26 protein-coding genes are annotated in these 23077 nt (G+C 49.9%); 10 read left to right on the top strand and 16 right to left on the bottom strand.

Annotated features, from left to right (window positions below; all coding sequences use genetic code 11):
• Positions 1-88: 88 nt before the first annotated feature.
• The 4 genes from xerA to tca_RS04210 are packed head-to-tail and all read right to left on the bottom strand — an operon-like array spanning position 89 to position 4232.
• Positions 89-1024 (bottom strand): site-specific tyrosine recombinase/integron integrase, encoded by a 936-nt coding sequence (xerA, locus tag tca_RS04225; RefSeq protein WP_010876526.1) that lies wholly within the window; start codon positions 1022-1024, stop codon positions 89-91.
• 60 nt (positions 1025-1084) lie between these two features.
• Positions 1085-2590 (bottom strand): Lon protease family protein, encoded by a 1506-nt coding sequence (locus tag tca_RS04220; RefSeq protein WP_353681344.1) that lies wholly within the window; start codon positions 2588-2590, stop codon positions 1085-1087.
• Between the two features lie 20 nt (positions 2591-2610).
• Positions 2611-3756 carry a DNA primase DnaG gene (gene dnaG, locus tca_RS04215; RefSeq protein ID WP_269889812.1) on the bottom strand — a complete coding sequence of 382 codons (1146 nt, stop codon included), beginning with the start codon at positions 3754-3756 and terminating at the stop codon, positions 2611-2613.
• A 59-nt stretch (positions 3757-3815) separates the two neighbouring features.
• Complete coding sequence (locus tca_RS04210; protein WP_286709195.1) at positions 3816-4232, bottom strand: toprim domain-containing protein; 417 nt, start codon at positions 4230-4232, stop codon at positions 3816-3818.
• 145 nt (positions 4233-4377) lie between these two features.
• Between tca_RS04210 and tca_RS04205 the strand changes: the two genes are divergently transcribed.
• The 5 genes from tca_RS04205 (at position 4378) to tca_RS04185 (ending at position 7688) form a co-directional block, all read left to right on the top strand.
• Positions 4378-4671, top strand: coding sequence for a DUF211 domain-containing protein (locus tca_RS04205; RefSeq protein ID WP_010876522.1), 294 nt, complete (start codon positions 4378-4380; stop codon positions 4669-4671).
• A gap of 19 nt (positions 4672-4690) precedes the next feature.
• Positions 4691-5338: an RraA family protein gene (locus tca_RS04200; protein WP_286709194.1), complete on the top strand. Its 648-nt coding sequence runs from the start codon at positions 4691-4693 to the stop codon at positions 5336-5338.
• Between the two features lie 9 nt (positions 5339-5347).
• Positions 5348-6394 (top strand): UPF0104 family protein, encoded by a 1047-nt coding sequence (locus tag tca_RS04195; protein WP_286709193.1) that lies wholly within the window; start codon positions 5348-5350, stop codon positions 6392-6394.
• Between the two features lie 86 nt (positions 6395-6480).
• Positions 6481-6759, top strand: coding sequence for a Gar1/Naf1 family protein (locus tca_RS04190; RefSeq protein ID WP_286709192.1), 279 nt, complete (start codon positions 6481-6483; stop codon positions 6757-6759).
• Positions 6756-7688, top strand: coding sequence for a transcription initiation factor IIB (locus tca_RS04185; protein ID WP_048176603.1), 933 nt, complete (start codon positions 6756-6758; stop codon positions 7686-7688). Before tca_RS04190 ends, tca_RS04185 begins: the two co-directional genes overlap by 4 nt.
• Positions 7689-7848: 160 nt before the next feature.
• Here the strand turns inward: tca_RS04185 and tca_RS04180 are convergent, their stop codons facing one another.
• Both tca_RS04180 and tca_RS04175 read right to left on the bottom strand, forming a co-directional pair.
• Positions 7849-9606, bottom strand: a complete 1758-nt coding sequence (locus tag tca_RS04180) for an MJ1255/VC2487 family glycosyltransferase (protein WP_286709191.1) — start codon at positions 9604-9606, stop codon at positions 7849-7851.
• Positions 9607-9618: 12 nt separating this feature from the next.
• Positions 9619-10605, bottom strand: a complete 987-nt coding sequence (locus tag tca_RS04175) for a hypothetical protein (RefSeq protein ID WP_286709190.1) — start codon at positions 10603-10605, stop codon at positions 9619-9621.
• Positions 10606-10700: 95 nt separating this feature from the next.
• On the opposite strand from tca_RS04175, the gene tca_RS04170 reads away from it, so the two are divergent.
• Together tca_RS04170 and tca_RS04165 are read left to right on the top strand one after the other, a co-directional pair.
• Positions 10701-11480, top strand: a complete 780-nt coding sequence (locus tca_RS04170) for a sulfite exporter TauE/SafE family protein (protein WP_286709189.1) — start codon at positions 10701-10703, stop codon at positions 11478-11480.
• A gap of 126 nt (positions 11481-11606) precedes the next feature.
• Complete coding sequence (locus tag tca_RS04165) at positions 11607-12086, top strand: DUF308 domain-containing protein (RefSeq protein ID WP_143485815.1); 480 nt, start codon at positions 11607-11609, stop codon at positions 12084-12086.
• A gap of 5 nt (positions 12087-12091) precedes the next feature.
• On the opposite strand, the gene tca_RS04160 is transcribed toward tca_RS04165, so the two are convergent.
• Both tca_RS04160 and pyrH read right to left on the bottom strand, forming a co-directional pair.
• Entirely contained in the window at positions 12092-12295 is a 204-nt protein-coding gene (locus tca_RS04160; RefSeq protein WP_010876513.1) for a DUF2116 family Zn-ribbon domain-containing protein, read from the bottom strand.
• Positions 12296-12330: 35 nt separating this feature from the next.
• Positions 12331-13005, bottom strand: a complete 675-nt coding sequence (gene pyrH / locus tca_RS04155; protein ID WP_286709188.1) for a UMP kinase — start codon at positions 13003-13005, stop codon at positions 12331-12333.
• A 153-nt stretch (positions 13006-13158) separates the two neighbouring features.
• Between pyrH and prf1 the strand changes: the two genes are divergently transcribed.
• Positions 13159-14382: a peptide chain release factor aRF-1 gene (prf1, locus tag tca_RS04150; protein ID WP_269899777.1), complete on the top strand. Its 1224-nt coding sequence runs from the start codon at positions 13159-13161 to the stop codon at positions 14380-14382.
• Between the two features lie 93 nt (positions 14383-14475).
• On the opposite strand, the gene tca_RS04145 is transcribed toward prf1, so the two are convergent.
• The 8 genes from tca_RS04145 to tca_RS04110 all read right to left on the bottom strand — a co-directional run bounded on the left by tca_RS04145 (position 14476) and on the right by tca_RS04110 (position 21652).
• Positions 14476-15288 carry a UbiA family prenyltransferase gene (locus tca_RS04145; RefSeq protein WP_238374246.1) on the bottom strand — a complete coding sequence of 271 codons (813 nt, stop codon included), beginning with the start codon at positions 15286-15288 and terminating at the stop codon, positions 14476-14478.
• A gap of 332 nt (positions 15289-15620) precedes the next feature.
• Positions 15621-16229, bottom strand: a complete 609-nt coding sequence (locus tca_RS04140; protein WP_010876509.1) for an orotate phosphoribosyltransferase-like protein — start codon at positions 16227-16229, stop codon at positions 15621-15623.
• Between the two features lie 9 nt (positions 16230-16238).
• On the bottom strand, positions 16239-17195 hold the full coding sequence (locus tca_RS04135; RefSeq protein ID WP_010876508.1) for a Gfo/Idh/MocA family protein: 957 nt from the start codon (positions 17193-17195) through the stop codon (positions 16239-16241).
• Positions 17192-18061 carry a hydroxymethylbilane synthase gene (gene hemC / locus tca_RS04130; RefSeq protein ID WP_010876507.1) on the bottom strand — a complete coding sequence of 290 codons (870 nt, stop codon included), beginning with the start codon at positions 18059-18061 and terminating at the stop codon, positions 17192-17194. The genes tca_RS04135 and hemC overlap by 4 nt, the downstream gene beginning before the upstream one ends.
• A 113-nt stretch (positions 18062-18174) precedes the next feature.
• On the bottom strand, positions 18175-19488 hold the full coding sequence (cfbE, locus tag tca_RS04125) for a coenzyme F430 synthase (protein WP_286709187.1): 1314 nt from the start codon (positions 19486-19488) through the stop codon (positions 18175-18177).
• A gap of 11 nt (positions 19489-19499) precedes the next feature.
• On the bottom strand, positions 19500-20351 hold the full coding sequence (locus tca_RS04120; RefSeq protein WP_084126191.1) for an NAD(+) kinase: 852 nt from the start codon (positions 20349-20351) through the stop codon (positions 19500-19502).
• Positions 20348-21190 (bottom strand): bifunctional fructose-bisphosphatase/inositol-phosphate phosphatase, encoded by an 843-nt coding sequence (locus tca_RS04115; protein ID WP_048175544.1) that lies wholly within the window; start codon positions 21188-21190, stop codon positions 20348-20350. The genes tca_RS04120 and tca_RS04115 overlap by 4 nt, the downstream gene beginning before the upstream one ends.
• Before the next feature lie 18 nt (positions 21191-21208).
• A complete protein-coding gene (locus tca_RS04110) occupies positions 21209-21652 on the bottom strand; it encodes a pyruvoyl-dependent arginine decarboxylase (protein WP_269899770.1) in 444 nt (147 codons plus the stop codon).
• A gap of 115 nt (positions 21653-21767) precedes the next feature.
• Between tca_RS04110 and eif5A the strand changes: the two genes are divergently transcribed.
• Together eif5A and speB are read left to right on the top strand one after the other, a co-directional pair.
• Positions 21768-22160, top strand: a complete 393-nt coding sequence (eif5A, locus tag tca_RS04105; RefSeq protein ID WP_010876502.1) for a translation initiation factor IF-5A — start codon at positions 21768-21770, stop codon at positions 22158-22160.
• A 44-nt stretch (positions 22161-22204) separates the two neighbouring features.
• Positions 22205-23065: an agmatinase gene (gene speB, locus tca_RS04100; RefSeq protein WP_286709186.1), complete on the top strand. Its 861-nt coding sequence runs from the start codon at positions 22205-22207 to the stop codon at positions 23063-23065.
• Positions 23066-23077 lie beyond the last annotated feature (12 nt).

Genomic DNA, 23077 nt, shown 5'->3' with positions numbered 1-23077 from the left:
GAAAAATTAAGCCCGCCCTTAGGGAGGAATTCAGACCATCTGCTGACTCCTGACCTGAATTTTATTGAAAGAACTGAAAATAAGTTAATTAGAGGAGTCTGGCCCGGTCATAAACATTTTTAAGGGTCTGCATATCCACACTTGTATATATCTGTGTCGTTGAAAGGTTTGAATGGCCCAGAAGCTGCTGTATGGCCCTTATATCCACACCGTTCTTGAGGAGGTGGGTTGCAAAGGAGTGCCTCAGTATGTGTGGGGTGACCTTCTTCTTTATCCCGGCCTTCCGTGCATAGTTCTTTATCATCATCTGAACGTACCTGGGGGTGAGGGGATCCCCGAAACGGTTGAGGAACAGGTACTCGCTTTCATGAATCCTTCTTTTGAGGTAATCCATGAGAAGATCACGGGTGTTCTCATCAAATAGGACTATACGATCCTTATCACCCTTACCCCTGATCCTTATGGTCCTCTCATCAGGGTCTATGTCATTGATCCTGAGTGAGACCAGCTCAGAGACCCTGAGACCCGATGAGTAGAGAAGTGAGAGTATAAGGCGGTCACGGGTCTTTATGAACCTCCTTATGACGGAGCCATCATCAGCCACCTCAACGGCGTTGATGAGACTTTTGACCTCATCCTCATTGAGGGACTTGGGGAGGGACTTGGTCCTCTTGGGGGCCTTGACCTCCTCCAGGCAGTCTATGCCACTGAACTCAAAGAACTTCTTAACAACAACGGTTACAAGGTAGATATAGTTCTGTGTAACCTTTTTATCCCTTTTAAGGTACTGTATATACCTCTTGAAGGACCTGAGGACCCTCCTGTCATCGTAGAGGTCATCCTCATTCATCAGAAACTCATAAAAGTTTTTAACGATTGATTTGTACGTCTTTATCGTGTTTGGAGAGTAATTCCTGATCTCAAGTTCAATGAGGTAATCCTCAATGAGCTCTGGAAAATTGTAACGTTCAAGAAGACCCTGCCTTTCCTCTGACTCCCTCTTCATATTCATGGTATCTACCATAAATATCCACTTAAATCTTGCGGATCATGCACTCATCGAACTCATCTGATGCAGTTCTCACTACATGTAGCTGCGGTCTATGTTCTCACTGCTGTATCCATGCTGTGACATCCTCTGGGAGCTTGATAGATCCTTCTCGAGGGCCTTCTCATAGCTCTTGTATCTTCTTATTATCTGGTCCTCAACTGAAACGGCCTTCCTTATGGCGACCTCCATGTGCCGGGTCTCAATGTAGGGGCTTCCATCCATAACTGCAAGGTCCCCGGCCATCCTCACAACCCCTCCGAGGTCCCTGAGCCTGAGGGTGAGGGCGTTATCAACATCATCCACGGCCCTTGCCCTCCGTCTAGCCTCTTCAATGAGGAGTTCAACGGCAGCGGCACGGGCATGGGGTATCTTTCCATCGAGCTCTATCTCCTGCGCAACGAACTGGACTATCTTTGCCCGGTTCTCATCGGTATCAGGCATTGTGGTGTTCAGAAGAAGCTCATAACCCTCTCCCTGGATCCTTGATCGCAGAGGGGGGAGTATGTACTGGAGGTCTGCAATGTTGCAGGCACCGACAAATATGAAGTCACATGGAACCTCATCGACCTTGACGGAACTTCCAGCACTCTGAGGGTTCCTACCGACTATGGGGAATGTCTTATCCTGCATTGCGCTGAATATGAACCTCTGAAGGCCTGCAATGTGAACTATCTCGTCTATGAAGAGGACACCCTCATGGGCCTCATGGATGGCCCCCGGCACAACGCGTTCATAGGGCTGGGATCCAAGGTCAGGGTGACCCCCGTAGGGGTCATGGCGGACATCTCCCAGGAGTTCGGTTTCACTGGCCCCCGTGGCCTGGACAAAGGTTTTTCTATCGAGGGGTACTATGACGTTCCTGGGCTTCTCCTCAACGATCTGCCTTCGCTTTTCAAGGGCCCTCTGATCAAGTACCTTGATCTCCTCACCACCAACCCGCTCATAGATCACAACCTCCTCAACACCATCAATGATCCGGGTCGTTGTCACCCTCTTCTGGGGGACGCTGAGGCTCCCTGAACTCATCTCAAACATTCCAAGGAGGTCTCCAATGTGTTTTCTCCGGGCCTTAATGTGTGAAAACTTGTCCCCACCACACCGCGGGCAGATACTGTTATAGGCGCTGCTGTATTCCCCGCAGTGGATGCACTTGAAGCCCAGACGCTCTGCAACAGCATCAGGGGCGCTCTGGGGGTCTATGAGTTCCCCCTCAGCCCTTTCGATTTCAAGGATTTCATCCTCGATCTCTTTTCTGTTTTTGATCTCAACGAATGGTCTCTCTGGCCTTTCAGGGTTGTGGACAACCGTTATCTCCTCAGATGGTTCAGGCAGGTGAAAGGATATTGCCTGGGCAAGGAGTGATTTTCCTATGCCCGGTGGTCCAACAAGTAGCAGGTGTCTGCGCTGCTTAGCAGCTATCTTTATCATTGGCATGACATCTTCATGCCCTATAACCCTTTCAAGGGGGTCCTCAGGTATCTTAACGTCTTCCGTGGTGTTTATGTCCTTCAGATACTCACGGTTCATATCAACATACATTTTTGATGCCTTCTGTTAATTCAGGTGTGACCGGTTATAAGCTTGAGGTTGTGGGGTTTCTTAACTATATCCCCGCTTCTAACGGCCACAAGGTATCTGAGACCCTTCTCGAAGGAGAGGTCAACCAGGCGCTGTGTTATCACACCATCAAATACCACGGCGTAGGGGTGGTTGTTGACCCTGCTCAGTTCGTCATAGAGGTTCTCCACCTTAACCTCCCTGAGTATGTTCAGGGCGTCGTCGAGTATCTCGGCGTTTCCGGTGCCCTCAAGCTCCTTCAGGATGTTACGGAGGAGCACCATCTTGTCCTCTGTCTTCTTCTTCTCCTTCTTCATTCCAAGGTCATGGTAGAACTGTTCAACAGGCACCTTGTTACGCAGGGCCATCATTATCTCGTCCTTCTCAAGGTCCTCCACCTCCTTGCCCTTGGGGGCCCTGGTGACGTAGTCTATCTCACCAACCTGGAGGAGTTCCTTGAGTATGAGTTCACCGCCCCTGTCACCGTCAACGAAGGCGGTAACGGTCTTTTTCCTGGTTAAATCAGCCACGGTTTTCGGTACACTGACACCCTCCACTGCTATGGCGTTCTTTATACCGTACTTGAGGAGGTTGAGCACGTCTGATCTTCCCTCAACAACCAGTATGGCGTCTGAAGTTTCAACGTTGGGGCCGGCCGGAAGTTTCTCCTCACCGTACTCGGTGATCTCATGGACGCGCATGGCCTCCTTTACCTCCTCGATCATCTTGAGGCTTTCGGGAGTAACCTCCTCCATCATGCTTGCGTAGATCTCCTTGGCCCTCTCAACGACCCTCTTACGTTTAACTGCCCTGACGTCCTCGACCTTGGTGACCTGGATGTAGGCCTCGCATGGCCCGACACGGTTTATCGTTTCCAGGGAAGCCGCAAGTATGGCGGTTTCAACACGGTCAAGGCTTGATGGTATTATTATCTCCCCCTTTGATTTACCACCACGTGATGTTATGTTAACCTTGATTCTACCGATTCTCCCTGTTTTCTGGAGTTCCCTGAGGTCGAGGTCGTTGCTGAGGAGGCCTTCGGTCTGTCCGAATATCGCCCCCACGACATCTGGTTTCTCTACGATTCCATTAGCGTTAATTTGAGCGTGAATGAGGTATTTAGTTGTGCTTATCTCTTCTTTTCCCATGTAAACCCTCCTTTTGAGGAATGACTGGTTATCAAATTGAAGTGTGATGATAACAGCATTCAGATATTATCAAGGGGGTACGGGCATACCTCCAGCTTCAGCCTTTCAATGTAAGAAGGGAGGCTCTGTATATCCTTGATGTATCTGCGTGTCATCCCCATGAGTCTACGACGTATCCTGAGGTCTGGATCTGCTCCAAGACTCTGCATGTCCCTGTAGAGTCTTTTTGCAAGTTCACTGCCCTTCCGGTCAAAGTCTGTGAGTATTATGACCCTCGATGCCCGGGATGCCTTGAGAGCAATCTCCGAAAGGCTCAGTCTGGTGCCTGAAACCTTTATGAAGGGGCCGTTGACGCCCAGCTCCCGCAGGGCTTCTTCATCCTTACGGCCCTCAATTAGTATGGGTATTCCCTGCTCTCCCTGATATTTAAGTTCCTCTAACTCATCGGTTATCTGCTGAAGCTTGATAAGAGACATATCTGGCCCTTTAATAACTTGATAATATCTATATCTTATATGACGATACTGATATATAAAATAATCAGAGGTGTGTTTCTGGGCTATATTTAAATATCTATGTTATCATAATACTATATCATTTTAACAGATTCATGGAGGAAAGATGGTGGCTAAGGGCCTTATTAGAATCGTTCTGGATATACTGAAACCCCACGAACCCATAATACCTGAATATGCAAAGTATCTGAGTGAACTGAGGGGTGTTGAGGGAGTTAACATCACCCTCATGGAGATCGACAAGGAAACCGAGAACATCAAGGTGACCATCCAAGGGAACGACCTGGATTTCGATGAGATAACAAGAGCAATAGAGAGTTATGGTGGTTCCATCCACAGTGTTGATGAAGTTGTAGCTGGAAGGACCATGGTCGAAGAGGTCACAACTCCCCAGGATTGATTGGATGGCCAGGAGAGGTATGAAACCGATTGATCGTCTCAGGAGGCTCAGTGTACCCGAGGACCATTTCAGGCTTTTATCGGGGATATCAGCGCCCCAGATTTCCGATGCACTCAAGAGTGTGACCGGAGAGGTTGGCGTGATACCCTCAATAAAACCGGTGAACAACCTGCGTGTCTGCGGTAGAGTGGTCACAGCCAGGACATCCCAGCACGACTGGGGGACGTCCGTCATGGCCATTGATGCTGCAGCACCCGGGGAAATTATTTTTATAGGTGCTGATGGTGATGAGAGGGCTGTGTGGGGTGAACTCACCTCGAAGACCGCCATGAAAAGGGGTATCGCAGGGGTCGTTATCTATGGATCCTGCAGGGATATTGATGCCCTCCTTGAACTTGATTTTCCTGTATTCTCAAGGGATTATGTGCCCTGCGCGGGGGAACCCCGTGCCGAGGGGCAGCTCAATGTGGACCTTGAGTGTGATGGTGTCATGGTTAAAAAGGGTGACCTGCTCCTCGGCGATGAGTCAGGTGTGGTTGTTGTGCCCTCCGAGGTTGCAGGGGAGGTCGTGAAGGCTGCCCTGAAGGTGAGGGAGAAGGAGTCCTCAATAGTGGAGGGTGTTGAAGGCGGAATTTCCCTTTCAGAGATCCTTGGCCTTCGAAAGTAGTTGGTTTCCATGGAAGAGAGCAGCATATTTGATTACATCCGAGAGAACAGAAGGACCATCGTTCTCTCATTCATTGCGGTTGCGGTTGTAATATTTCTCATAGGTTTCTTCGCAGGTTTCGGTGATATTCTGAGGGCACTTGAAGGGACCAGCCCCTATTTTCTTGCCCTCAATTTCTTACTGGAGGCCATTATACTTATCCTGTGGACCCTGAGGTGGAGGCTCATCCTGAATGTGGTTGATGATGCTCCATCCTTTCCGAGGCTCATGATGCTTCTTTTTACCAGTATCTTCGGGAACAACATAACCCCAGGGGCTGCCGGTGGTGAGCCACTGAGGGCCTACCTTCTGCGTGAGGTTGAGGGCACACCCTTTGAGATTGGTTTTGCATCATCCACAGCGGACCGGGTCTTTGAGTTCATACCCTTTGCCCTGATCTCCATTCTCTCTGCGGTGCTCATAATGACCTGGGATATATCCATCTGGACCAGGATGGTTGTCAGTGTGCTGATCCTTGTGACCATCGCAGGGTTCTCCCTGGCGGTCTATGCGGGTATGAACAAAAAAATAGCCCAGAGGATAGCCCTTTCGGTCACAAGGAGGCTGGTCTCATGGTTCTCAAGGTTCAGGGAAGGGGGTATCAGTTTTGCAGGGATACATGATAAGGTCATATTCTATATAAATAGATTCAATGATGGCTTTTCAACTGCAATAACAGACAGGAGGGTCTTTGTCATAGGATTCTTCATATCACTGGGGATGTGGGCCCTTGATGTTTGCCGGCTCTATGTTTGCTTCCTGGCTGTGGGTGTCTCACCGCCTGCGGTTCCACTCATAATAATCTACACCGTCGGGATCCTCATATCCCTCCTTCCGATTCTGCCAGGGTCCCTTGGGTTGAGAGAGGGGATACTTGTGGGCCTATTTGCAGTTGCAGGGATAGGCGCCGATTATGTCATGGCAGCCAGTGTTGTTGATAGGCTTGCAAGCTATATTGCACCGACATTGATAGGCTTCATTGCGGCAATCTACTATGGAAGACAGATGACCTCATGACCTCCAGCCCTAATTTTATATAAAATTATCGAAACATTTATATACTAGTAGTTAGAGAATACAGTATATAAAATTTTCGGTGAATTATGAAGGCTTTAGGGAATATTTCACATGTCTCCAACAAGGGAAGGATCATAGCACGTTCAGATAGAACACCGCAGCTTGGAGCACCTGTTTTTACTTCCGATGGGAAAAGGATAGGAAAAGTGCACGATATCTTTGGACCTACACGGAATCCATACATATCCATAAAACCATCTCGTGCAATAAATCCTGAAAACTTTGAGAACCGAGTTGGAGAGACTTTATACGTGGGTATAAAGAATGTGAAAAAATGGGGGCAAAGGAAACGAAGGAGAAAATGAGGTCTGATGTTTCTGAAATAGAGAAGGAAACAAAATGCCCTGAGTGCGGCTCCGATGACCTAAGGGGCGACTACGAAAGGGCTGAAATAGTCTGTGGAAAATGTGGTCTTGTCATAGACGATAACCTGGTTGATATGGGTCCAGAGTGGAGGGCCTTTGACCACGAACAGAGGGATAAGAGGACAAGGGTAGGAGCACCCATAACCTACACCATACACGACAAGGGTCTATCAACAATGATAGACTGGAGAAACAAGGACATATATGGAAGGGACATACCTGCAAGGAACAGGGCCCAGTGGTACCGTCTGAGGAAGTGGCAGAGGAAGATAAGGATATCAGGCGCCACCGAGAGGAACCTTGCATTTGCCCTCAGCGAGCTTGATCGTGACTCATCAAGGCTGGGGCTCCCCAGGAGTGTGAGGGAAGCGGCCTCCATGGTATACAGGAGAGCCGTTGAGAACAAACTCATCAGGGGAAGGAGCATTGAGGGAGTGGTGGCAGCATCACTCTACGCTGCATGCAGGAAATGCAACGTTCCAAGGACCCTTGACGAGATTGCAGAGGTTTCAAGGGTGAGCAAGAAGGAGGTTGGAAGGACCTACAGGTTCCTGACAAGGGAACTCAACATAAAGTTACCTCCAACATCCCCGGTGGATTACGTGCCAAGGTTTGCAAGTGAACTGGGCCTATCAGGTGAGGTACAGTCCAAGGCCATTGAGATAATTGAGATGGCAATGGAGAACGGCCTCACATCAGGAAGAGGTCCAACTGGGGTTGCAGCAGCGGCCCTCTACATAGCATCGGTCCTCCTCGGGGAACGCAAGACCCAGAGAGACGTTGCAGAGGTTGCAGGTGTAACAGAGGTAACCATAAGGAACAGGTACAAGGAGCTCACAGAGCAGCTTGATCTTGGCGTGACTCTCTAGTTACACATAATTTTTTCAGGTTAGAGAACTTTGATGTTTTTGTGACCCTCGGGTCACACTAATCTATTAATTCTACAAAGTTTTGATTTCTTACTCTATTCAAATTGTATCTATTAATTTTCTTCTGTCTTCACAGGATTTTCCTTAAAAACTTGCATTTTCAGCATCCTCGAGAGCACTCATCTATGGTCCTCTTAAGGGCCTCTATGATCTCATTGTTACCACCATCATAGTCCTCAAGGTTCCTTCTGTAAATATCCAGCCTGCCAAGGAATCTCTCAAGGCTTTCCCTTTCGGTTTTCTCATGGAACTCCCCGTAGCCGAGCTTCTCAAGGTAAACTGCATTCAGTATCTGCTCGAACTGTCCCCTCACGGGAACACTGTAGACGGGTTTCCTGAGGTAGAGGGCCTCACTTATAAGGGTGAAGCCTCCATTTGTTATAACAGCGGCTGCAGACTCAAAGTCCCTGAAGAACTGATCCTCATTGAATCTCCTGAAGGTGAGGTTCCCATCAACCCCCTCCCTGTCAAAGCCATAGACAACAAATTCCCTGTCAATGGACCTCAGGACCTCAAGGAGCTTCCTGTTTGACTGACTCGTCTGGTACACCATCACGTGATCTCCATAGTATGGCCTGAGATTCATTATCTCCTCCCTGAGTACAGGGGGATACATGGATACCTTATCAGGGTTTTTAACCTCAGGGAAGAAGTAACTGGTTATCAGATAACGTCTGGGTCTCACAATGAAGGATCTCACAACGGCCTCTGCCTTCAGCTTATCCCTGCGGAACCTCTCAGGGTACTCTATACGGCACTGGGTTATAACGTGCATGTTATCAATGCTTATGAGGGGGATCCTGAGCATGTTACTCACAACACTGGCATAGAACTCAAAGTCAGAGACCACCACATCCGGCTTGAAGTCCCTTGCGATCCTGTAGAGGAGCCTCAGGTTCTCCTTGAGGTCCCTTGGGAAGGTTTTCATGGCCCTCAGGAATGTTTTAACGTCGTTTACACTGTTATCCTCGTAGACGGTGTTGAACCCGTATATCTCATGGACGTTATCGAATTTACTGCTCAGATACTTATAGGCACGGTCACTTGCAAATATGAGGACTTCATGGTCCTCTGTGAGTTTATCGAGGATTACGCCACTGCGTATCGCATGACCCATACCCTCACCGCAGACAGAGTAGAGGACCCTCCTCTTCCTCCTGGAGTGGCCGAATTCATAGCCAAGGTCACCTGCACTGACCCTCTTACCCATGAAATCATAGATGGTGCTCCTGGTGTACTTGAATGCAAGGTTCTTGAGTCCCTCCTTTTCCAGTCTCCTTATGGATACCAGGACCCTGGGTTTCCTGAGGACCTTGAACCTGCTTATCTTCCCTATCCTTTCAATGTAGTCTGTATCCTCTCCAAAATCCAGGGATTCATCGAAGCCACCCACCTTCTCATGGAGCTCCCTGCGTGTCAGTATGCCATAGCATCCGGCTCCATGGGGTTTTATGGATTCAACCAGTATCATGAATCTGTTGGCAAATTCATGCAGTATCTTATCGCGCCTCCTGGTTGAGATGGGTATCATCTGGGTTATTGCAATTCCAAGGTCCTCTGATTCAAACTCCTCAACAGCATCCATGAGGTACCCCTCGGTGAGGACAAGGTCGGCGTCCAGAAAGAGCAGCAGTTCGCCCCTGGCAGCGGCAGCTCCCCGGTTTCTTCCCACCGCGGGCATACCCCCATCAACAACCCTGCAACCGTATTCTCTCGCTATCTTTCGGGTATTATCATTTGAGGCTGCATCTGCGACTATAACCTCATAATCATCGAAGTCCTGATTCCTTATGCTTTCAAGCAGTCCTGGAAGATATTCCTCCTCGTTGTATGCTGGTATGATTATGCTGAGCTTCATTTCTGATCCTCCCTAGAAGAATGAAAAGAAGTTCCATGTCATGAAGAAACCATGGCATCTTCCATCAAGGCGAGCTGTGAGTTTATTCAGAAGTTCCATCTCGTTCTGGTCTGATGAGAGCTTTAGGATGATTCTATCACCCTTCTTCTCCTCTGAGAGTACATGAAGTCCGTCGAGAGCGAGGTTACCTGATGGCTCGAGTACAGTGACCTCATAGTATTCCGGGACTGATCCGAGGATCCCCAGGAGTATTCGCACGGCTATGAGGCCCCCTATTATCAGGGTGGGGACTTTAAGGTTGCCCGGACTGAAGGGGACCCTCAGGGCGCTCATGCCGAGTATTCCGGATAGACCCACAAGGGCAGGGGTTGAGAACAGGCCCCCGTCGATTATCCCTATTATGGTTGTGGCGGTTGCGAATATCACTATTGCAACATGGAAGTCCCTCCGGTCCCCTGTTGAAAGGAGGCCCATCAGATAGATTACGGGGATCACCGTGAGGGTCATAGGCAGCAAAAAGGGGATGTAACCTGCCAGCGAAGAACCGGTATGGATTCCTGATGATGCAGGGACAATGAGGCCCGTCAGGGGACTCAGACTGGCCTTGAAGACGTGTGAGTGGGTTATGCTTGTTGATGCCGGGGGGTCCATCGATATGAAGGTGGTGAGGGGGGATACACCCATACTGAGGCGTATCAGGACCTCTATTGCAGTCCCTGTGAGGTATGTGATAAAGGCAAGGAGGGCTGCGATGTGGAGGTAGCTGTTTTTATCAAGACGTGAAGACCTCCCCACCAGCCCATCCTCCCTGAAGAGTGGTGCTAGGATGAACATGGTCCCCATTACGGTGAAGAATATCACGTCCTTGCCCTCTGAGGAGCCCATGAGGAACACGTGTGTGAAGGGTGTTATGATGTGATCCAGAAGGTCTGTCACAAGGAGTGTGACCGCCACTCCAATGAAGATTATGCCGGCTACCATGAACCTCTCTGATCTCAAAGTTATTCACCCAGAAGAAATTTAATAACTAACAGCATGAGATATGAAACTTTCCACTTATAAATTATCGTGGTCAGCAGTTAAAGGGGTTGAATATGGATCCATTAATTTATGTGGTGGCACTTTTACTCACGGGACTTCTGGCTGGACTTGCAACGGGCCTTCTCGGAGTCGGCGGCGGCTTCATAATAGCCCCGGTGCTATTCTTTCTCATGGAGGCAGGGGGCACACCATCGGATATTGCCATAAGGACGGCCTTCGGGACGAGCCTTGCCATAATCCTTCCAACGGCCCTCAGCGGAGCCCACTCTCATTACAGGAGGAAGTGTGTCGATGCCAGGATTGGAATCACCATGGGCGTTCTTGGTGCGTGCGGTAGCGTGGCAGGTGTTTTCACAGCTTCAGCATCACCCGCATATGTCCTCAGGGCGTTTTTCGGTGTTTTACTCATACTGGTTTCAGCACAGCTCATTCTATCATCCAGAATTTCGCCTTCAGGGTTTGGGCGGAATGCAGCATTTCCCCTCGGATTCCTGGCAGGTTTTCTATCCGGTCTCCTTGGCATCGGTGGGGGTGTGGTCCTGGTACCGCTCCTTGTGATGGTGGCGGGCTTTGATGTCCTCGAGGCCGTTGGTACATCCTCCCTTGTAATTGCATTTACGGCTGCATCAGGGACCATCTCCTACATCTTCACAGGGCCAGGGGGCCCCTTCACTGTCGGTTATGTTAACCTCCTTCAGTTCCTGCTTGTTATTGTTATGAGTGTCCCTTCCTCACGGCTGGGGGCTCTAATCGCCCACAGGGTTGATGTGAGGTACATAAGGTACATCTTCATAATCCTATTACTGTTTACAGGTTTGAAGATGCTTCTATGATGGGTTCATGTCCGTAGAAGGCAGGGATTAACAGGATATATAATCAATGATGGTTTTCAGGTCAGAGAATGCAGAGATTAACAAAATATATAAAATCAGATGAACATATTACAGAATGGTGAGATGATGCTGAAAAAAGGGATGGGTCTCCTTTCGGTTATTCTGGGTATCGTGTTTCTGGTATCACCTGTTTCCGGTGTGACGGCCATAAGCATACTGACGGGCCTTGTGCTTTCTGCCCTCGGGGTCTGGATGCTCGCAAATGCCATCAGAGGGCGGAGGTACATGGAGGTGGGCGTGCTCTGGATGGTCTTTGCGGTTATAACCCTTGCAGTTGGCCTCATGCTGGCCTTCAGGGTCTTCCTTATAAATGAACTTGCAGGAGCCTGGCTTTACGTTACAGGGATCCTTCTTCTGGTGGCTGCAATGCTGATCCTTTCAGCAGGCTCCCAGAGTTACCTGAAAAGAAATGCGGGTATAATGAGTGCCATTTTTGGGGTCATATACATTCTCATGGCTGCACTCTCATTCAACCCGGTGTTTGTGGGTCTGGCTGTGGGTGTAATCCTCATAGTTTACGGGGTGGCTGTACTCAGATCCCCATAAAAGGTTCAACCTCTAATTGAAAGTACAACCCACACCACAATGAAGAGGGCGAATACCAGGTAGAATATCATACGTGTCCTTCTGACCCTCTGCTGGTTTTTTGAGAGGATCTCCTGACACCTCTCTGAACAGGTTACCTCATCCATGGGTATCGGGGTACTGCATACAGGGCAGTGCTTGTGTGGTTCAACCATAACTATTACCTCCATTAAATTTTGATTACAGATATCAGTAATTTAGCGGTTTATTCAGGGATAACTGTGGTGCCTATCTCACCATCAATGGCTCTCAGGAGATTTTCAGGGTCGTTACCATTCACTATCATGGTCCTTATACCTGACCTCCTTATCATATGCAGGGCTGTGTGGTCAAAGAATTCATAGGTACCCGCCCTCACATCAGAGCCCCTGAGGTGTTCGAGCATATCACTGGCGGTGATCTCAGGGTAGAACCTGGCGTCAGGGTACTTGGCCGGGTCTCTGTCATAGAATCCATCCACCGAGGTGAGGTTTATCATGAGGTCCGCCTCAACGGTCTCAGCGAGTATTGCCCCGACAGCATCTGTGCTGTGGGCTGGTTCGGTACCACCCATCACGACTATCCTCCCGGTCGTGGCAACCTCGAGGGCCTCCCTGAAGTTCTCTGGAACCCCCGGGTAGGCGCTATCACCCAGGGCGGTTATAAGGAGCCGGGCATTCAGGCGGGTCACATCAATACCTATATCATCGCACCGGGCCTCGCTGGCTCCCAGTTCCCTGGCAACTCCTATGTAGTCACGGGCAGGTCTTCCTCCCCCCACAACCACAAAGAGATCATGTTCATCTCTCAGTGAATTCAGAATGTCAGCATAGGCCCTGAACATCTCATGGGAGAATTCACTTATGATGATTGATCCTCCAATGGTAATCACGATTCTCATAACGGTCCACCATAAAATCAGTTGACTCTTCCTTTCGAGTTATGGTGGAATCCATTTATACATTTTTCTCCCACCCTCCAGTAAACTTTATAATCACCCCGCCCCATATACATTTACAGTTTATTTTATCATTTTCATGAGGAGTGATTCATAGTGAGCGAACCATCATCAAAGGAGCTTTTCGAATTCAAGAGGACCCTCCAGGAACTCTCAGACAAGAGGGGCAGGGGGACGGAACTCGTATCGGTATACATACCCCCTGACCGGCAGATAAGTGACGTTGCAAAGCATATGAGGGAGGAACTGAGCCAGAGTGCCAACATAAAGAGCAAACAGACGAAGAAGAACGTCCAGTCAGCCATTGAGGTTATAATGCAGAGGCTCAAACTATTCCCGAAACCACCCGAGAAGGGGCTCGTCATGTTCGTCGGCATGGTTCCCAGGGGAGGCCCGGGTACAGAGAAGATGGAGACCTACGTATTCGAGCCACCTGAACCCATCAAGACATACATATACCACTGTAACTCAGAGTTCTACCTTGAACCACTGAGGGAGATGCTTGAGGAGAAGGAAACCTATGGCCTCGCAGTCCTTGACAGGAAGGAGGCCACCATCGCAACCCTGAAGGGTAAGAGGATAGACATACTCAAGACACTCACCAGTGGGGTTCCAGGTAAACACAAAGCCGGTGGACAGTCCCAGAGGAGGTTCGACAGGCTCATAGACCTTGCAGCCCATGAGTTCCTCAAGAGGATAGGGGAAAACATGAATGAGGCCTTCCTCCAGATAGATGACCTCAAGGGCATAATCCTCGGGGGCCCGGGTCACACAAAGGAGGAGTTCCTCAACGGCGACTACCTCCACCATGAACTGAAGAAGAAGGTCATAACGACTGTGGACACATCCTACACAGGGGAGTTCGGTATAAGGGAGGTCATAGACAAGTCAATGGATGTTTTAAGTGAAATAGATGTTATGAGGGAGAAGAAACTTGTCCAGAGATTCCTCAGGGAACTCATAAATGAGGATGGACTCGCATCCTACGGTGAAAGGGAGGTTCGACAGCACCTCCAGATGGGTGCGGTTGAGGTTCTTCTTCTCTCAGAGGACCTTAAGTACCAGAGGGGGACCTACGAGTGTGCATCCTGCGGACACAGGATGGAGAAGACGGGCAGGGACCTTCCGGATACTGAAACCTGTCCCAGCTGCAACGATCAGATGAGACTCTCAGATAGGAGGGACATGATCGACGACCTCGTTGAGATGGCCGAGGAGGTCGGAACCGAGGTTGAAATCATATCAACTGAGACCGAGGAGGGAATGCAGCTTCTGAGGGCCTTTGGGGGCATAGGGGCGATACTGAGGTACCGCCCCTGATTCCTGACAATTCTGTGATTCAGCGTACGGTGAAGGATCAGATCCCTTTTTGTCATGGCTGTGGAGGCGCTGTATTCTATGGGATCTAAAATTTCACATCATGACCCCCAGACCAAGGAGGAGGTGAAGGGGCCCCTCAAGATCCGCTATGAGTGTAGCTGTTTTTACATCCATGACCGGCTTCAGATGCAGGTAAAGGGCCGTGTATGATGAGAGGATCACAGCAACAGCACCTATGCCTGGGATGAGTCCCGTGAGCACTCCAAGGCTGAGGGTGGCTGCACCCAGCGCATTGAGGAGCTGTAGTATCATTAAGCTGTTATTCTCACCGAAGACCGCAGGGAGAGTCTTGAGGCCCCTCATGGCGTCCGATTCAATGTCCTTGTAGTCGCTGAAGGCAGTGTTCACATATACCTTGAGGAATATGAATGTGAACACCAGGATATGTGCAGGGAGGGATCTGCCACCCATTGCAGGTATGGTTGTCCATGAACTCCATACAAGGCCCAGATAGATGTTTTTGAATCCCGTCAGGTATGCTGTGAGCCCCTTGAAGAATCTTGAGTAGAGGATCCCGGTAATGAACATTGAAGCTGTGAGGACCGTGATCAGTGGATCCATGCAGAGAAGCAGCAGCGCCAGAAGAGCTCCTGCATAGGCTGCCAGCAGCCATTCACCCCATTTATGGTTGAATTCTGATCTATCAGAATTCGTTAGGGAGTCCAGCTCAAGGTCAGCAAGGTAATCGTAGGCGTAGACTGTAAGGGGCAGCATGAAGCATATCCCCCAGGTTAAGGGGCCGCAGCGACTTTCAAGGAGAACCGTTGATACCAGAAGAAGCGAGGGCCCCCAGAGCGCCGGAAGAAAACCACCGTGGATGAAAAGATTTTTCAGGGCAAAAATCAACTGCCTTAAAAACACCGCCTTTTTCAGAAACCCCGTTTCATATAGATGACCCGTCATAGTATTAACTATGGGGTAATGAAAGGTTATTAATACTCCCCAGCTCAGAAAAAAATGTTCATCTTACCGGTCAGATCCATGATTAATTTTCAGATAATGCCCTGCAGTTCTGAATGGATGTTTTGATGGATAAATGGATCTCTATCAGGGACATCTGAAACCAGAGAATAAGGAAAAATTAGTTCTTTGACTTATTTATTCTGTTTTATTAAAGGAAATTACAAAAAAGGAGTTTTCGGTGAGACAAGAGGGTTAGGAGACTAGATGAAGGTAAATCATCCCAGCCTGCTAACCCTTATGAGTGACTCCACCGGCACACCGTCAACCTCAGAGATGCCCTTCTTGTCTATGAGGACAGTGACGGCTATGGGCTTTGCTCCCTGGTTCTTGAGGACCTCAACCACCTCAGCTATGGTCCGGCCGCTTGTTATAACATCATCAACAACAACAACCCTCTTGCCCTTCACCTTTGCAAAGTTACTGCTTATGGCTCCCTCTGCACCCTCATCCTTCCTGTGCTTTACGGGGTGGAAAACTGCAAGTGATGTTTCCAGTCCAGTTTCAGCGCCCATAACATCGGCCATCAGCGTTGCGAAGGGAACACCGCTTATGGCGATGCCAAGAACAACATCTGCAACACCGTACTTGAGGGCCATGTCTGCCATGGCGGCTGAAACATACCTCATGCGGGATGAACTGCCCCCCAGGCTCTCCCAGTTGATCGCGAAATCCACAGGAGCCTCCTTCCTGGAAACAGAGGTTGTAGTCTGAAGTGTAAGCCACCTCGCAGTGTCCTTAGACACGTTCAGTTCATCTGCAATTTCCCCTGTTGTAAATCCCCTGCTCCTGAGTTCCCGGGCCTTCCTTATAAGTTCATTTTCCATACAAGCACCTCAAATATCACCATTAACCTTCACGGGCCTGTGCTCCCTCGCAGACTTCATCGCTGCAAGCACAGTCCTGAGGGCGTATATACCATCCTCACCTGTTATTTCAGGCTCCTCATCATTTATAACAGACATGAGGAATGATTTGATCTCATTCTTCAGGGGTTCCTCATGTTTGATATCCACGTCCTGGGCGAATTTACCATAGACATCCAGCCTCTGGTCTATGTAGTCAACGTTGATTATTCCATCTGTACCTGTGATGGCCAGCTTCCTCCTCTTGTAGGGTGTGAGCCAGTTAACCTCGAGTATCCCTGTGATTCCACTTTTGAACTTGGTCATTATCTCGGCATGGTCCTCGTACTCACACTTCTCGAGTATGCTTCCCATAACCGCGTAGACCTCTGCAACCGGTTCGCTGAAGAGGTAATGCATCACATCGAGGTCGTGTATGGCGAGGTCGATGGTGACTCCAACGTCCTTTATTCGGGGAGGGAATGGTCCGACCCTCTTCGCTGATGCAGATACCACGTCACCTATAACATCGTTCTCAATGAGTTCCTTGGCCTTCTGAACTGCGGGGTTGAACCTTTCAACATGGCCCGTGCCCAGCTTCAGCCCCTTTTTGCGTGCCGTTTTCACCATATCCTCTGCCTCTTCAAGGGTGAATGCGATGGGCTTCTCAACGAGGACGTGTTTGTCGTGTTCAAGGGCATCCATGACCACATTGTAATGGTGGGTGGTTGGCACGCAGACACTGACAACCTCTATCTCAGGTATCTCCAGGAGGTTCTCATAGTCCACGTATCCAACGGTGTCATACTTGTTGGCGACCTTCTGAAGTGTTCCCTTCATGATGTCTGATACAGCCATAAGATTTGCATTTTTAAGTCTGTAGTAAACTCTGGCATGGTTGTAACCCATGGCTCCAACGCCGATTACACCCACATTTATCTGTCTCAAATATAATCCTCCATTTCTTTGGCAGCTTTTTTACCTATATCCTCTGCTTCAGCAAGAGGCCCCCTAACGGTTACCTTCCTGAGCATTTCACCTTCTCTGGTTAGAAGAACAGCGTAGAGGGTTAGCTGGTTTCCAGTGGCCCTTCCTATGACACCCAGGGGGCACTGGCAACCTGCACCGAGCTCTCTGAGGAGAGTCTTCTCAGCGGTGACCTCCTGCAGGGAGGGATGGTGGGTTATCCTCCCAATGGAGCTTATCAATTCACTGTCAGCCCTGGTTATAACTGCGAGGGCTCCCTGACCGGCGGCAGGTGTGAAGTATTCCACAGGGAACCTTCTTTTTATGTGCTCCTCCAGTCCGAGACGTTTTAATCCTGCCTCGGCCATTATGGTTGCATGGACCTCGCCATCCATAACCTTCCTTATCCTTGTATCTATGTTTCCTCTTAGGGGCTCCATCTTAAAATTTTTTTGGTGATGGTTGCAGAATGCTTCCCTGCGTAGACTGCTGGTTCCAAGTTTGGAACCCTGGGGGAGATCTTCCCAGTCAAGGCGGGATACCAGGACCTCTGCAGGTGATTCCCTTGGGGGCACGGCTGCGATGGCAAGGTCAGGGTCAAGGTCGCTGGGGACGTCCTTCAGGCTGTGGACTGCGAGGTCCACCTCCTCATTCAGGACCGCCATGTCGAGTTCCCTTGTGAATAGACCCCTTGAGTCCATGCTGTAGAGCTGGGAATCCCTTATCCTGTCGCCCTTTGTCTTTATGATCTTCTTCTCGATTTTCTCTTTGCAGACTTCACTGAGCATCTCGATGACATGGTTCGTCTGGACCAGCGCCAGGCGACTCCCCCTTGTTCCGGCTATCAATGAATCATCTCCAGTAAACGTTAATCATTTGAGAAATTTATTGTATCCTATTATATAACTTTTCAAAAACTCCAGTTTATTAAAAATCACATAATTATGGCTACCACCGGTTTTTACCTTTTTGTAAGGTCACCATACTCTGAGCGGTAAATGAGAACGACTGTACGATGATTTAGCCCGACCCTGAGGGCATCCTCCGGGTTTTTAAAGTAGATGCCATCCATGCCGGATCTCCTCATGATACTGTACCCCAGTTCATCGGTGAATATGAACTTAAGGTCATAATTGCTGAGTGTCTCGGAGAGGCGGGCCTCATCTATCTCCTCACAGGTAACCCCGTACCTTCCCCCGAGTATGATGATGGGATCTGGAAGTTCCATGGCCATTTTCAGGGTGTACTCTATGGCCCGCACGTTGAGCCCCGGGTTTATCTCCTCTATTATGGTGGTGCCCTTGAGCTGTCTCATGGAGGTCCTTCCTGGAATTCCATGGTAGTCCTTAACACCCCTCTGAACATCCTCAACATCAAACCCGAGGGTCAGGGCGGCGCTTGCAGCTGCAAGGACATTGGAGAGCTGGTGTTCTGCAGGTGCAAAGGTTTCAATCCGGAATTCTGCATCCAGATGGTCCCCGGCAAGGGTTTTAAGCCCGGTGGCATCTAGTGTGGCCTCTGTTGACTCAAGGCCGTAGTTCACATCATCCACGTGGAGTGTGGCCTCAGTGTCCCTCACTGAGAAGGTGTTTGTCCTCTCCTGGAATCTGCTGTAGTGCCTCCAGAAGGCCCTGTATTCGCAGCAGACCAGCCGGCTTCTGAATATCTGCTCCTTTGCCCTGCTGGCCCTTGAGGTACCCCTCCTTATCCCGTAGTCCTCGGCTATGTTTGTTAGAACCCCCACATCTGCCAGGCCGGTCCCACCCAGGGAGACCTCGAAGATGGCTGCACCGTAATCATGGTGCTCTGCAAGGTTCACGGTCTCAATTATGCTGGCAGGTGCTATGCTTATATCCCGCCGCAGGAGTTCATCACCGGCCCAGGATCCAAGACTGCTGAGGACCAGGGGTTCAAGGTCTCCCATGATGCTCCTGAGTATCCATACGGTGCTGGTTTTTCCCTTAACACCGGTCACCTCCACCACCGGCACACCCTTCTCCCTCCTCCAGGAACCTAGGAGCCAGCCGGTTATCTCATGGTGGGTTAAATCTGATCGGACCGGGCAGTGGACCGGCGCTATTACTGTGGAGCCATTGACCGGTCCTTCAACAACATCAACCCCTTTTTCAATGAGCATTTCACGGTCATCATCACCAAGTGTGCCGTAAAAGTCCCAGGCCATGACATCGGGGAAGTGTTTCCTCATCTCCAGGGCAATGGTGACACCGCCATGTGTGAGGTCAGTCACGAGGGGCCTTGAAATGTTAAACTTCATGGACACAACCTTTAACCCTTTATAGAGTCTATTCCGCCCTCTATGAGTTTTTCACGGACCTTCCTGTAGAAGTCCTTGCTGAGCCTCACGAAGTGGGCCTTTCGTTCTGACTTCCTGAATATGACCTCATCCATGTGGTTGATCTCCTCCTCATACTGGCCGTCGATAACGGCGATGGCCTTTTTACCCTTCCTGAGGAGTTTAACCCGGATTACGCTCTTGTTTGAAACCACCAGGGGTCTTGCGCTGAGCTTGAAGGGACATATCGGCACTATGAGGAATGCTTCAACCCTGGGGTCGACAATGGGGCCCCCTGCTGACATCGAGTACGCTGTTGAGCCGCTTGGCGTTGCTATGATTATTCCGTCGGCGCGTAGCTCCTCAACCACCTCATCATCAACAGATATCTCTATATGCAGCATCTTAGCTGGCCTGCGTGTCATGAGCACGACCTCGTTGAGGGCTGAGGGCAGCTCACCGTTGTGGTAGACACTCAGGAGGGTCCTCTTCTCAACGGCGTATTCGCCCCTGAGGACAGCTTCAAGGGCTGAGAATACATTTTCAGGGTCAACCTCAGTTAAAAAACCAACTGTCCCCATGTTTATACCGAGTATCGGTATCTCCTTATCCTCTATGAGGCTCCGGGTCCTGAGTATTGTCCCATCCCCGCCGATGGTGAGTATCATGTCTGCTTCCATGTTCCTTATGTCCTCACCGTATTCCCTCAGCTGTGGGAGTTCCTCTGTGAGCTTGAGGTCAACCGTAATTTCAACCCCCCTGTTCAGGAGGAATGAGGCCACCCTTTCAGCGATTTCAACGGCCTCTGCAACATCAAAACGGGCTATTATCCCTATGCGCATCATATGACCTCCAGGGTCTGCATTATCTTCTCGTGGAGCTCCAGGTTTCCGGCGGCAACAAGGGATGTTCTTGCCTTAACGTTCAGAAGGCCGTCTATTTCTCCACCCCTCTCATTGGTCACCACACCGCCTGCCTCCTCCACTATGAGCTTGGATGCTGCTATGTCTACTATCCTGAGATTCTCCCTCAGGTCCATGAAGGCGTCGTAGGAACCGCTTGCAACGTAGGCCAGTTCAAGGGCCACGGATCCCAGGATACGCATCCTCCGGATCACCCTGCAGATGCTGTCCACCCTCCTGAAGCGCGTACCATATATGAAGGCCCCCAGGGATGTCCTGTCGAGGGAGCTCTGTGAGGATGAGCTTATCGGTTTCTCATTGAGGAAGGCACCCTGGCCCTTTATTGCCCAGTAGAGGTCCCCCGTGGCGAAGTTCTTAACAAAGCCCATCAGGACGTTTTTAAGGGTTGGGGCTTCACCGTCTGGGTGGCGTTCTGCCACAGCCACCGATATACCATAGAAGGGTATGTTCCTTATGGCGTTGCTTGTACCGTCCAGGGGGTCCACAACGAAGATTATCCCGGGTTCATCTCCCTCCCTGTTTATGTGGAGGACACCTATCTCCTCACTTATTATTGTGACGGGCCTCCCTGTACTCTCAAGGACACCAACGGCTTCATCCTCTGCAACTAGGTCTATGAGCTTGGTGGGTGTGCCATCGGCCCCCATCTTGATTATCTCCCCTGCTTCTTCCGTCCCCACGAGGGGAGATACGGCCCTTTCAACCTGCTCGGCCATTCTCACAGCAACACCCTTCCAGTAGTAAATATCCGATTCCTCCATGAAACCCCCTTCCTGAGTTCAATCAAGATATACGACGGCAGATACAGCAGCACCGCATTTCTCAACAACATGATTTGTCTCTTCTACTATTAATTCATTTATTTCAAGGCCCCGCACTGACATCATGTATCTGACCATTGAGATGGCTTCACTCCTCACATCCTCAGGGTCCCTGTTGACGCCGGAGTTCTCAACGACACACCCGAAGTCACTGGAGGTGGCCACAGCGACCGCAGCAGATATGAGGTCACCCCTTCTCTCTGAAACCATGTGTGAGAGGACACAGTTCACCATTGATCCGGGTTCAAGCTCTGGAAGCTCCACTATCCTCGTGTTCCTTGGGAGTATGCTTGAAACCTTTATCAGGTTCACGTCTCCGATTCCAGCCTCCAGGAGTGCGTTGTCAAAGGCATTGAGCTTTGTGGGTCCTTCTGCGGCACCTGATGTTATAGCAACCTTCATTACAATCACCATAATCAGCTTACTGAATTCCTATAAAGCTTTTATATAATGTCCACTGAATTAATAGATATACATTGAAGTCCCACATCACTCATTCTAACAGGAGGTAAGATTAATGTCAAAGAAAGTGGTTGAAGTTAAAACGCTTAAGGTTGGAAAGTACGTGATCATTGATGGAGAGGCATCAAAGATCACAAACATCTCAACATCATCCCCCGGGAAACACGGATCAGCGAAGGCCCGTGTGGAAGCTGTGGGGATCTTCGACAACCAGAAGAGGAGCTTCGTTAAGCCAGTCGATTCAAAGGTGGACATACCTATAATAGACAAGAGGACAGCTCAGGTCATTGCCATAATGGGTGGAGACGTCCAGTTAATGGACCTTGAAACCTATGAGACCTTTGAAACACCAATACCTGATGAACTGAGTGAACAGCTGGTTGAGGGTGTTGAGGTTGAGTACATCGAGGCCCTCGGCCAGAGGAAACTCATGAGGACCAAGGGGTAAACCCCCATCAATTTCCTTTTTACAGTTCTGGAAGGACACCTGAAATGCTTCTCCACACCCATGAGCCCCTTAAATTTGCTTTTTCCACCACAGACCCTGAAAGGATCCCGGAACTCTCCTTTGGAATAATGGGGGTCCCCTTCGATTCCACAACAACATATGTGCCGGGGGCACGTTTCGGGCCAATGGCTGTCAGGGAGGCGTCATACAGCTTCGAAGCATACAACCTTCGTTTTTCAGAGAATGTAGAGGTTAAAAGTTTTGATTTTGGAGACGTTGAGGTTTCCCCTGGCAACTTCATCAAAACCGCGGGTTTCATAGGGGATTCTGTGTCTGAAGTCCTGGATATGGGCCTTAAACCACTCATAATTGGCGGTGAGCACACGGTCACCCTCCCGGTGATCGAGAATCTGCCTGAACATGATTCCCTGACGGTGGTTCACCTGGATGCCCACATGGACCTGGCAGATACCTACGCAGGAGAAAGGTACTCACACGCCACCGTCATGAGGAGGGTCCATGAGCTTGGAGCCGAGATAGTACAGATAGGGATCAGATCAGCATCAGCAGAGGAGGCGGAATTTGCAGGGGAGGAGGGTGTCAGGTTCTGCATGGCCCATGAGGTCATGGGGAACCCTGCCGGCGCCATTGAACTCATAGATGGTATCAGGGGCCCGGTCTACCTTTCAGTGGACATGGATGTCCTTGACCCCGCCTATGCTCCATCTGTGGGTAACCCGGCACCCGCCGGACTCACACCCCACATAATGGAGGAACTTGTCCTCGCACTCTCAGGTAAGGATGTGGTGGGCCTTGATGTGGTTGAGGTCGCATCGGGCGGCCTGGCTGACCCAACATCTGTAAACGCCGCCAAGATAATCTACGACCTTCTAACACTCCTCTGAATCCATCAAGTC

It is taken from the genome of Methanothermobacter sp. EMTCatA1 (genome assembly GCF_002356395.1).
In the GTDB taxonomy this organism is placed as follows: Archaea; Methanobacteriota; Methanobacteria; order Methanobacteriales; family Methanothermobacteraceae; genus Methanothermobacter; species Methanothermobacter thermautotrophicus.
The sequence above is the reverse complement of the archived record's forward strand: the minus strand, read 5'-3'. Positions and strand labels throughout refer to the sequence as shown.

Excerpts from the sequence above, each read along its gene's own strand:
- xerA (WP_010876526.1), bottom strand. The coding sequence starts at position 1,024 with ATGGTAGATACCATGAATATGAAGAGGGAGTCAGAGGAAAGGCAGGGT.
- tca_RS04220 (WP_353681344.1), bottom strand. The coding sequence starts at position 2,590 with ATGTATGTTGATATGAACCGTGAGTATCTGAAGGACATAAACACCACG.
- dnaG (WP_269889812.1), bottom strand. The coding sequence starts at position 3,756 with ATGGGAAAAGAAGAGATAAGCACAACTAAATACCTCATTCACGCTCAA.
- tca_RS04210 (WP_286709195.1), bottom strand. The coding sequence starts at position 4,232 with ATGTCTCTTATCAAGCTTCAGCAGATAACCGATGAGTTAGAGGAACTT.
- tca_RS04205 (WP_010876522.1), top strand. The coding sequence starts at position 4,378 with ATGGTGGCTAAGGGCCTTATTAGAATCGTTCTGGATATACTGAAACCC.
- tca_RS04200 (WP_286709194.1), top strand. The coding sequence starts at position 4,691 with ATGAAACCGATTGATCGTCTCAGGAGGCTCAGTGTACCCGAGGACCAT.
- tca_RS04195 (WP_286709193.1), top strand. The coding sequence starts at position 5,348 with ATGGAAGAGAGCAGCATATTTGATTACATCCGAGAGAACAGAAGGACC.
- tca_RS04190 (WP_286709192.1), top strand. The coding sequence starts at position 6,481 with ATGAAGGCTTTAGGGAATATTTCACATGTCTCCAACAAGGGAAGGATC.
- tca_RS04185 (WP_048176603.1), top strand. The coding sequence starts at position 6,756 with ATGAGGTCTGATGTTTCTGAAATAGAGAAGGAAACAAAATGCCCTGAG.
- tca_RS04180 (WP_286709191.1), bottom strand. The coding sequence starts at position 9,606 with ATGAAGCTCAGCATAATCATACCAGCATACAACGAGGAGGAATATCTT.
- tca_RS04170 (WP_286709189.1), top strand. The coding sequence starts at position 10,701 with ATGGATCCATTAATTTATGTGGTGGCACTTTTACTCACGGGACTTCTG.
- tca_RS04165 (WP_143485815.1), top strand. The coding sequence starts at position 11,607 with ATGCTGAAAAAAGGGATGGGTCTCCTTTCGGTTATTCTGGGTATCGTG.
- tca_RS04160 (WP_010876513.1), bottom strand. The coding sequence starts at position 12,295 with ATGGAGGTAATAGTTATGGTTGAACCACACAAGCACTGCCCTGTATGC.
- pyrH (WP_286709188.1), bottom strand. The coding sequence starts at position 13,005 with ATGAGAATCGTGATTACCATTGGAGGATCAATCATCATAAGTGAATTC.
- tca_RS04140 (WP_010876509.1), bottom strand. The coding sequence starts at position 16,229 with ATGGAAAATGAACTTATAAGGAAGGCCCGGGAACTCAGGAGCAGGGGA.
- cfbE (WP_286709187.1), bottom strand. The coding sequence starts at position 19,488 with ATGAAGTTTAACATTTCAAGGCCCCTCGTGACTGACCTCACACATGGC.
- tca_RS04120 (WP_084126191.1), bottom strand. The coding sequence starts at position 20,351 with ATGATGCGCATAGGGATAATAGCCCGTTTTGATGTTGCAGAGGCCGTT.
- tca_RS04115 (WP_048175544.1), bottom strand. The coding sequence starts at position 21,190 with ATGGAGGAATCGGATATTTACTACTGGAAGGGTGTTGCTGTGAGAATG.
- tca_RS04110 (WP_269899770.1), bottom strand. The coding sequence starts at position 21,652 with ATGAAGGTTGCTATAACATCAGGTGCCGCAGAAGGACCCACAAAGCTC.
- eif5A (WP_010876502.1), top strand. The coding sequence starts at position 21,768 with ATGTCAAAGAAAGTGGTTGAAGTTAAAACGCTTAAGGTTGGAAAGTAC.
- speB (WP_286709186.1), top strand. The coding sequence starts at position 22,205 with ATGCTTCTCCACACCCATGAGCCCCTTAAATTTGCTTTTTCCACCACA.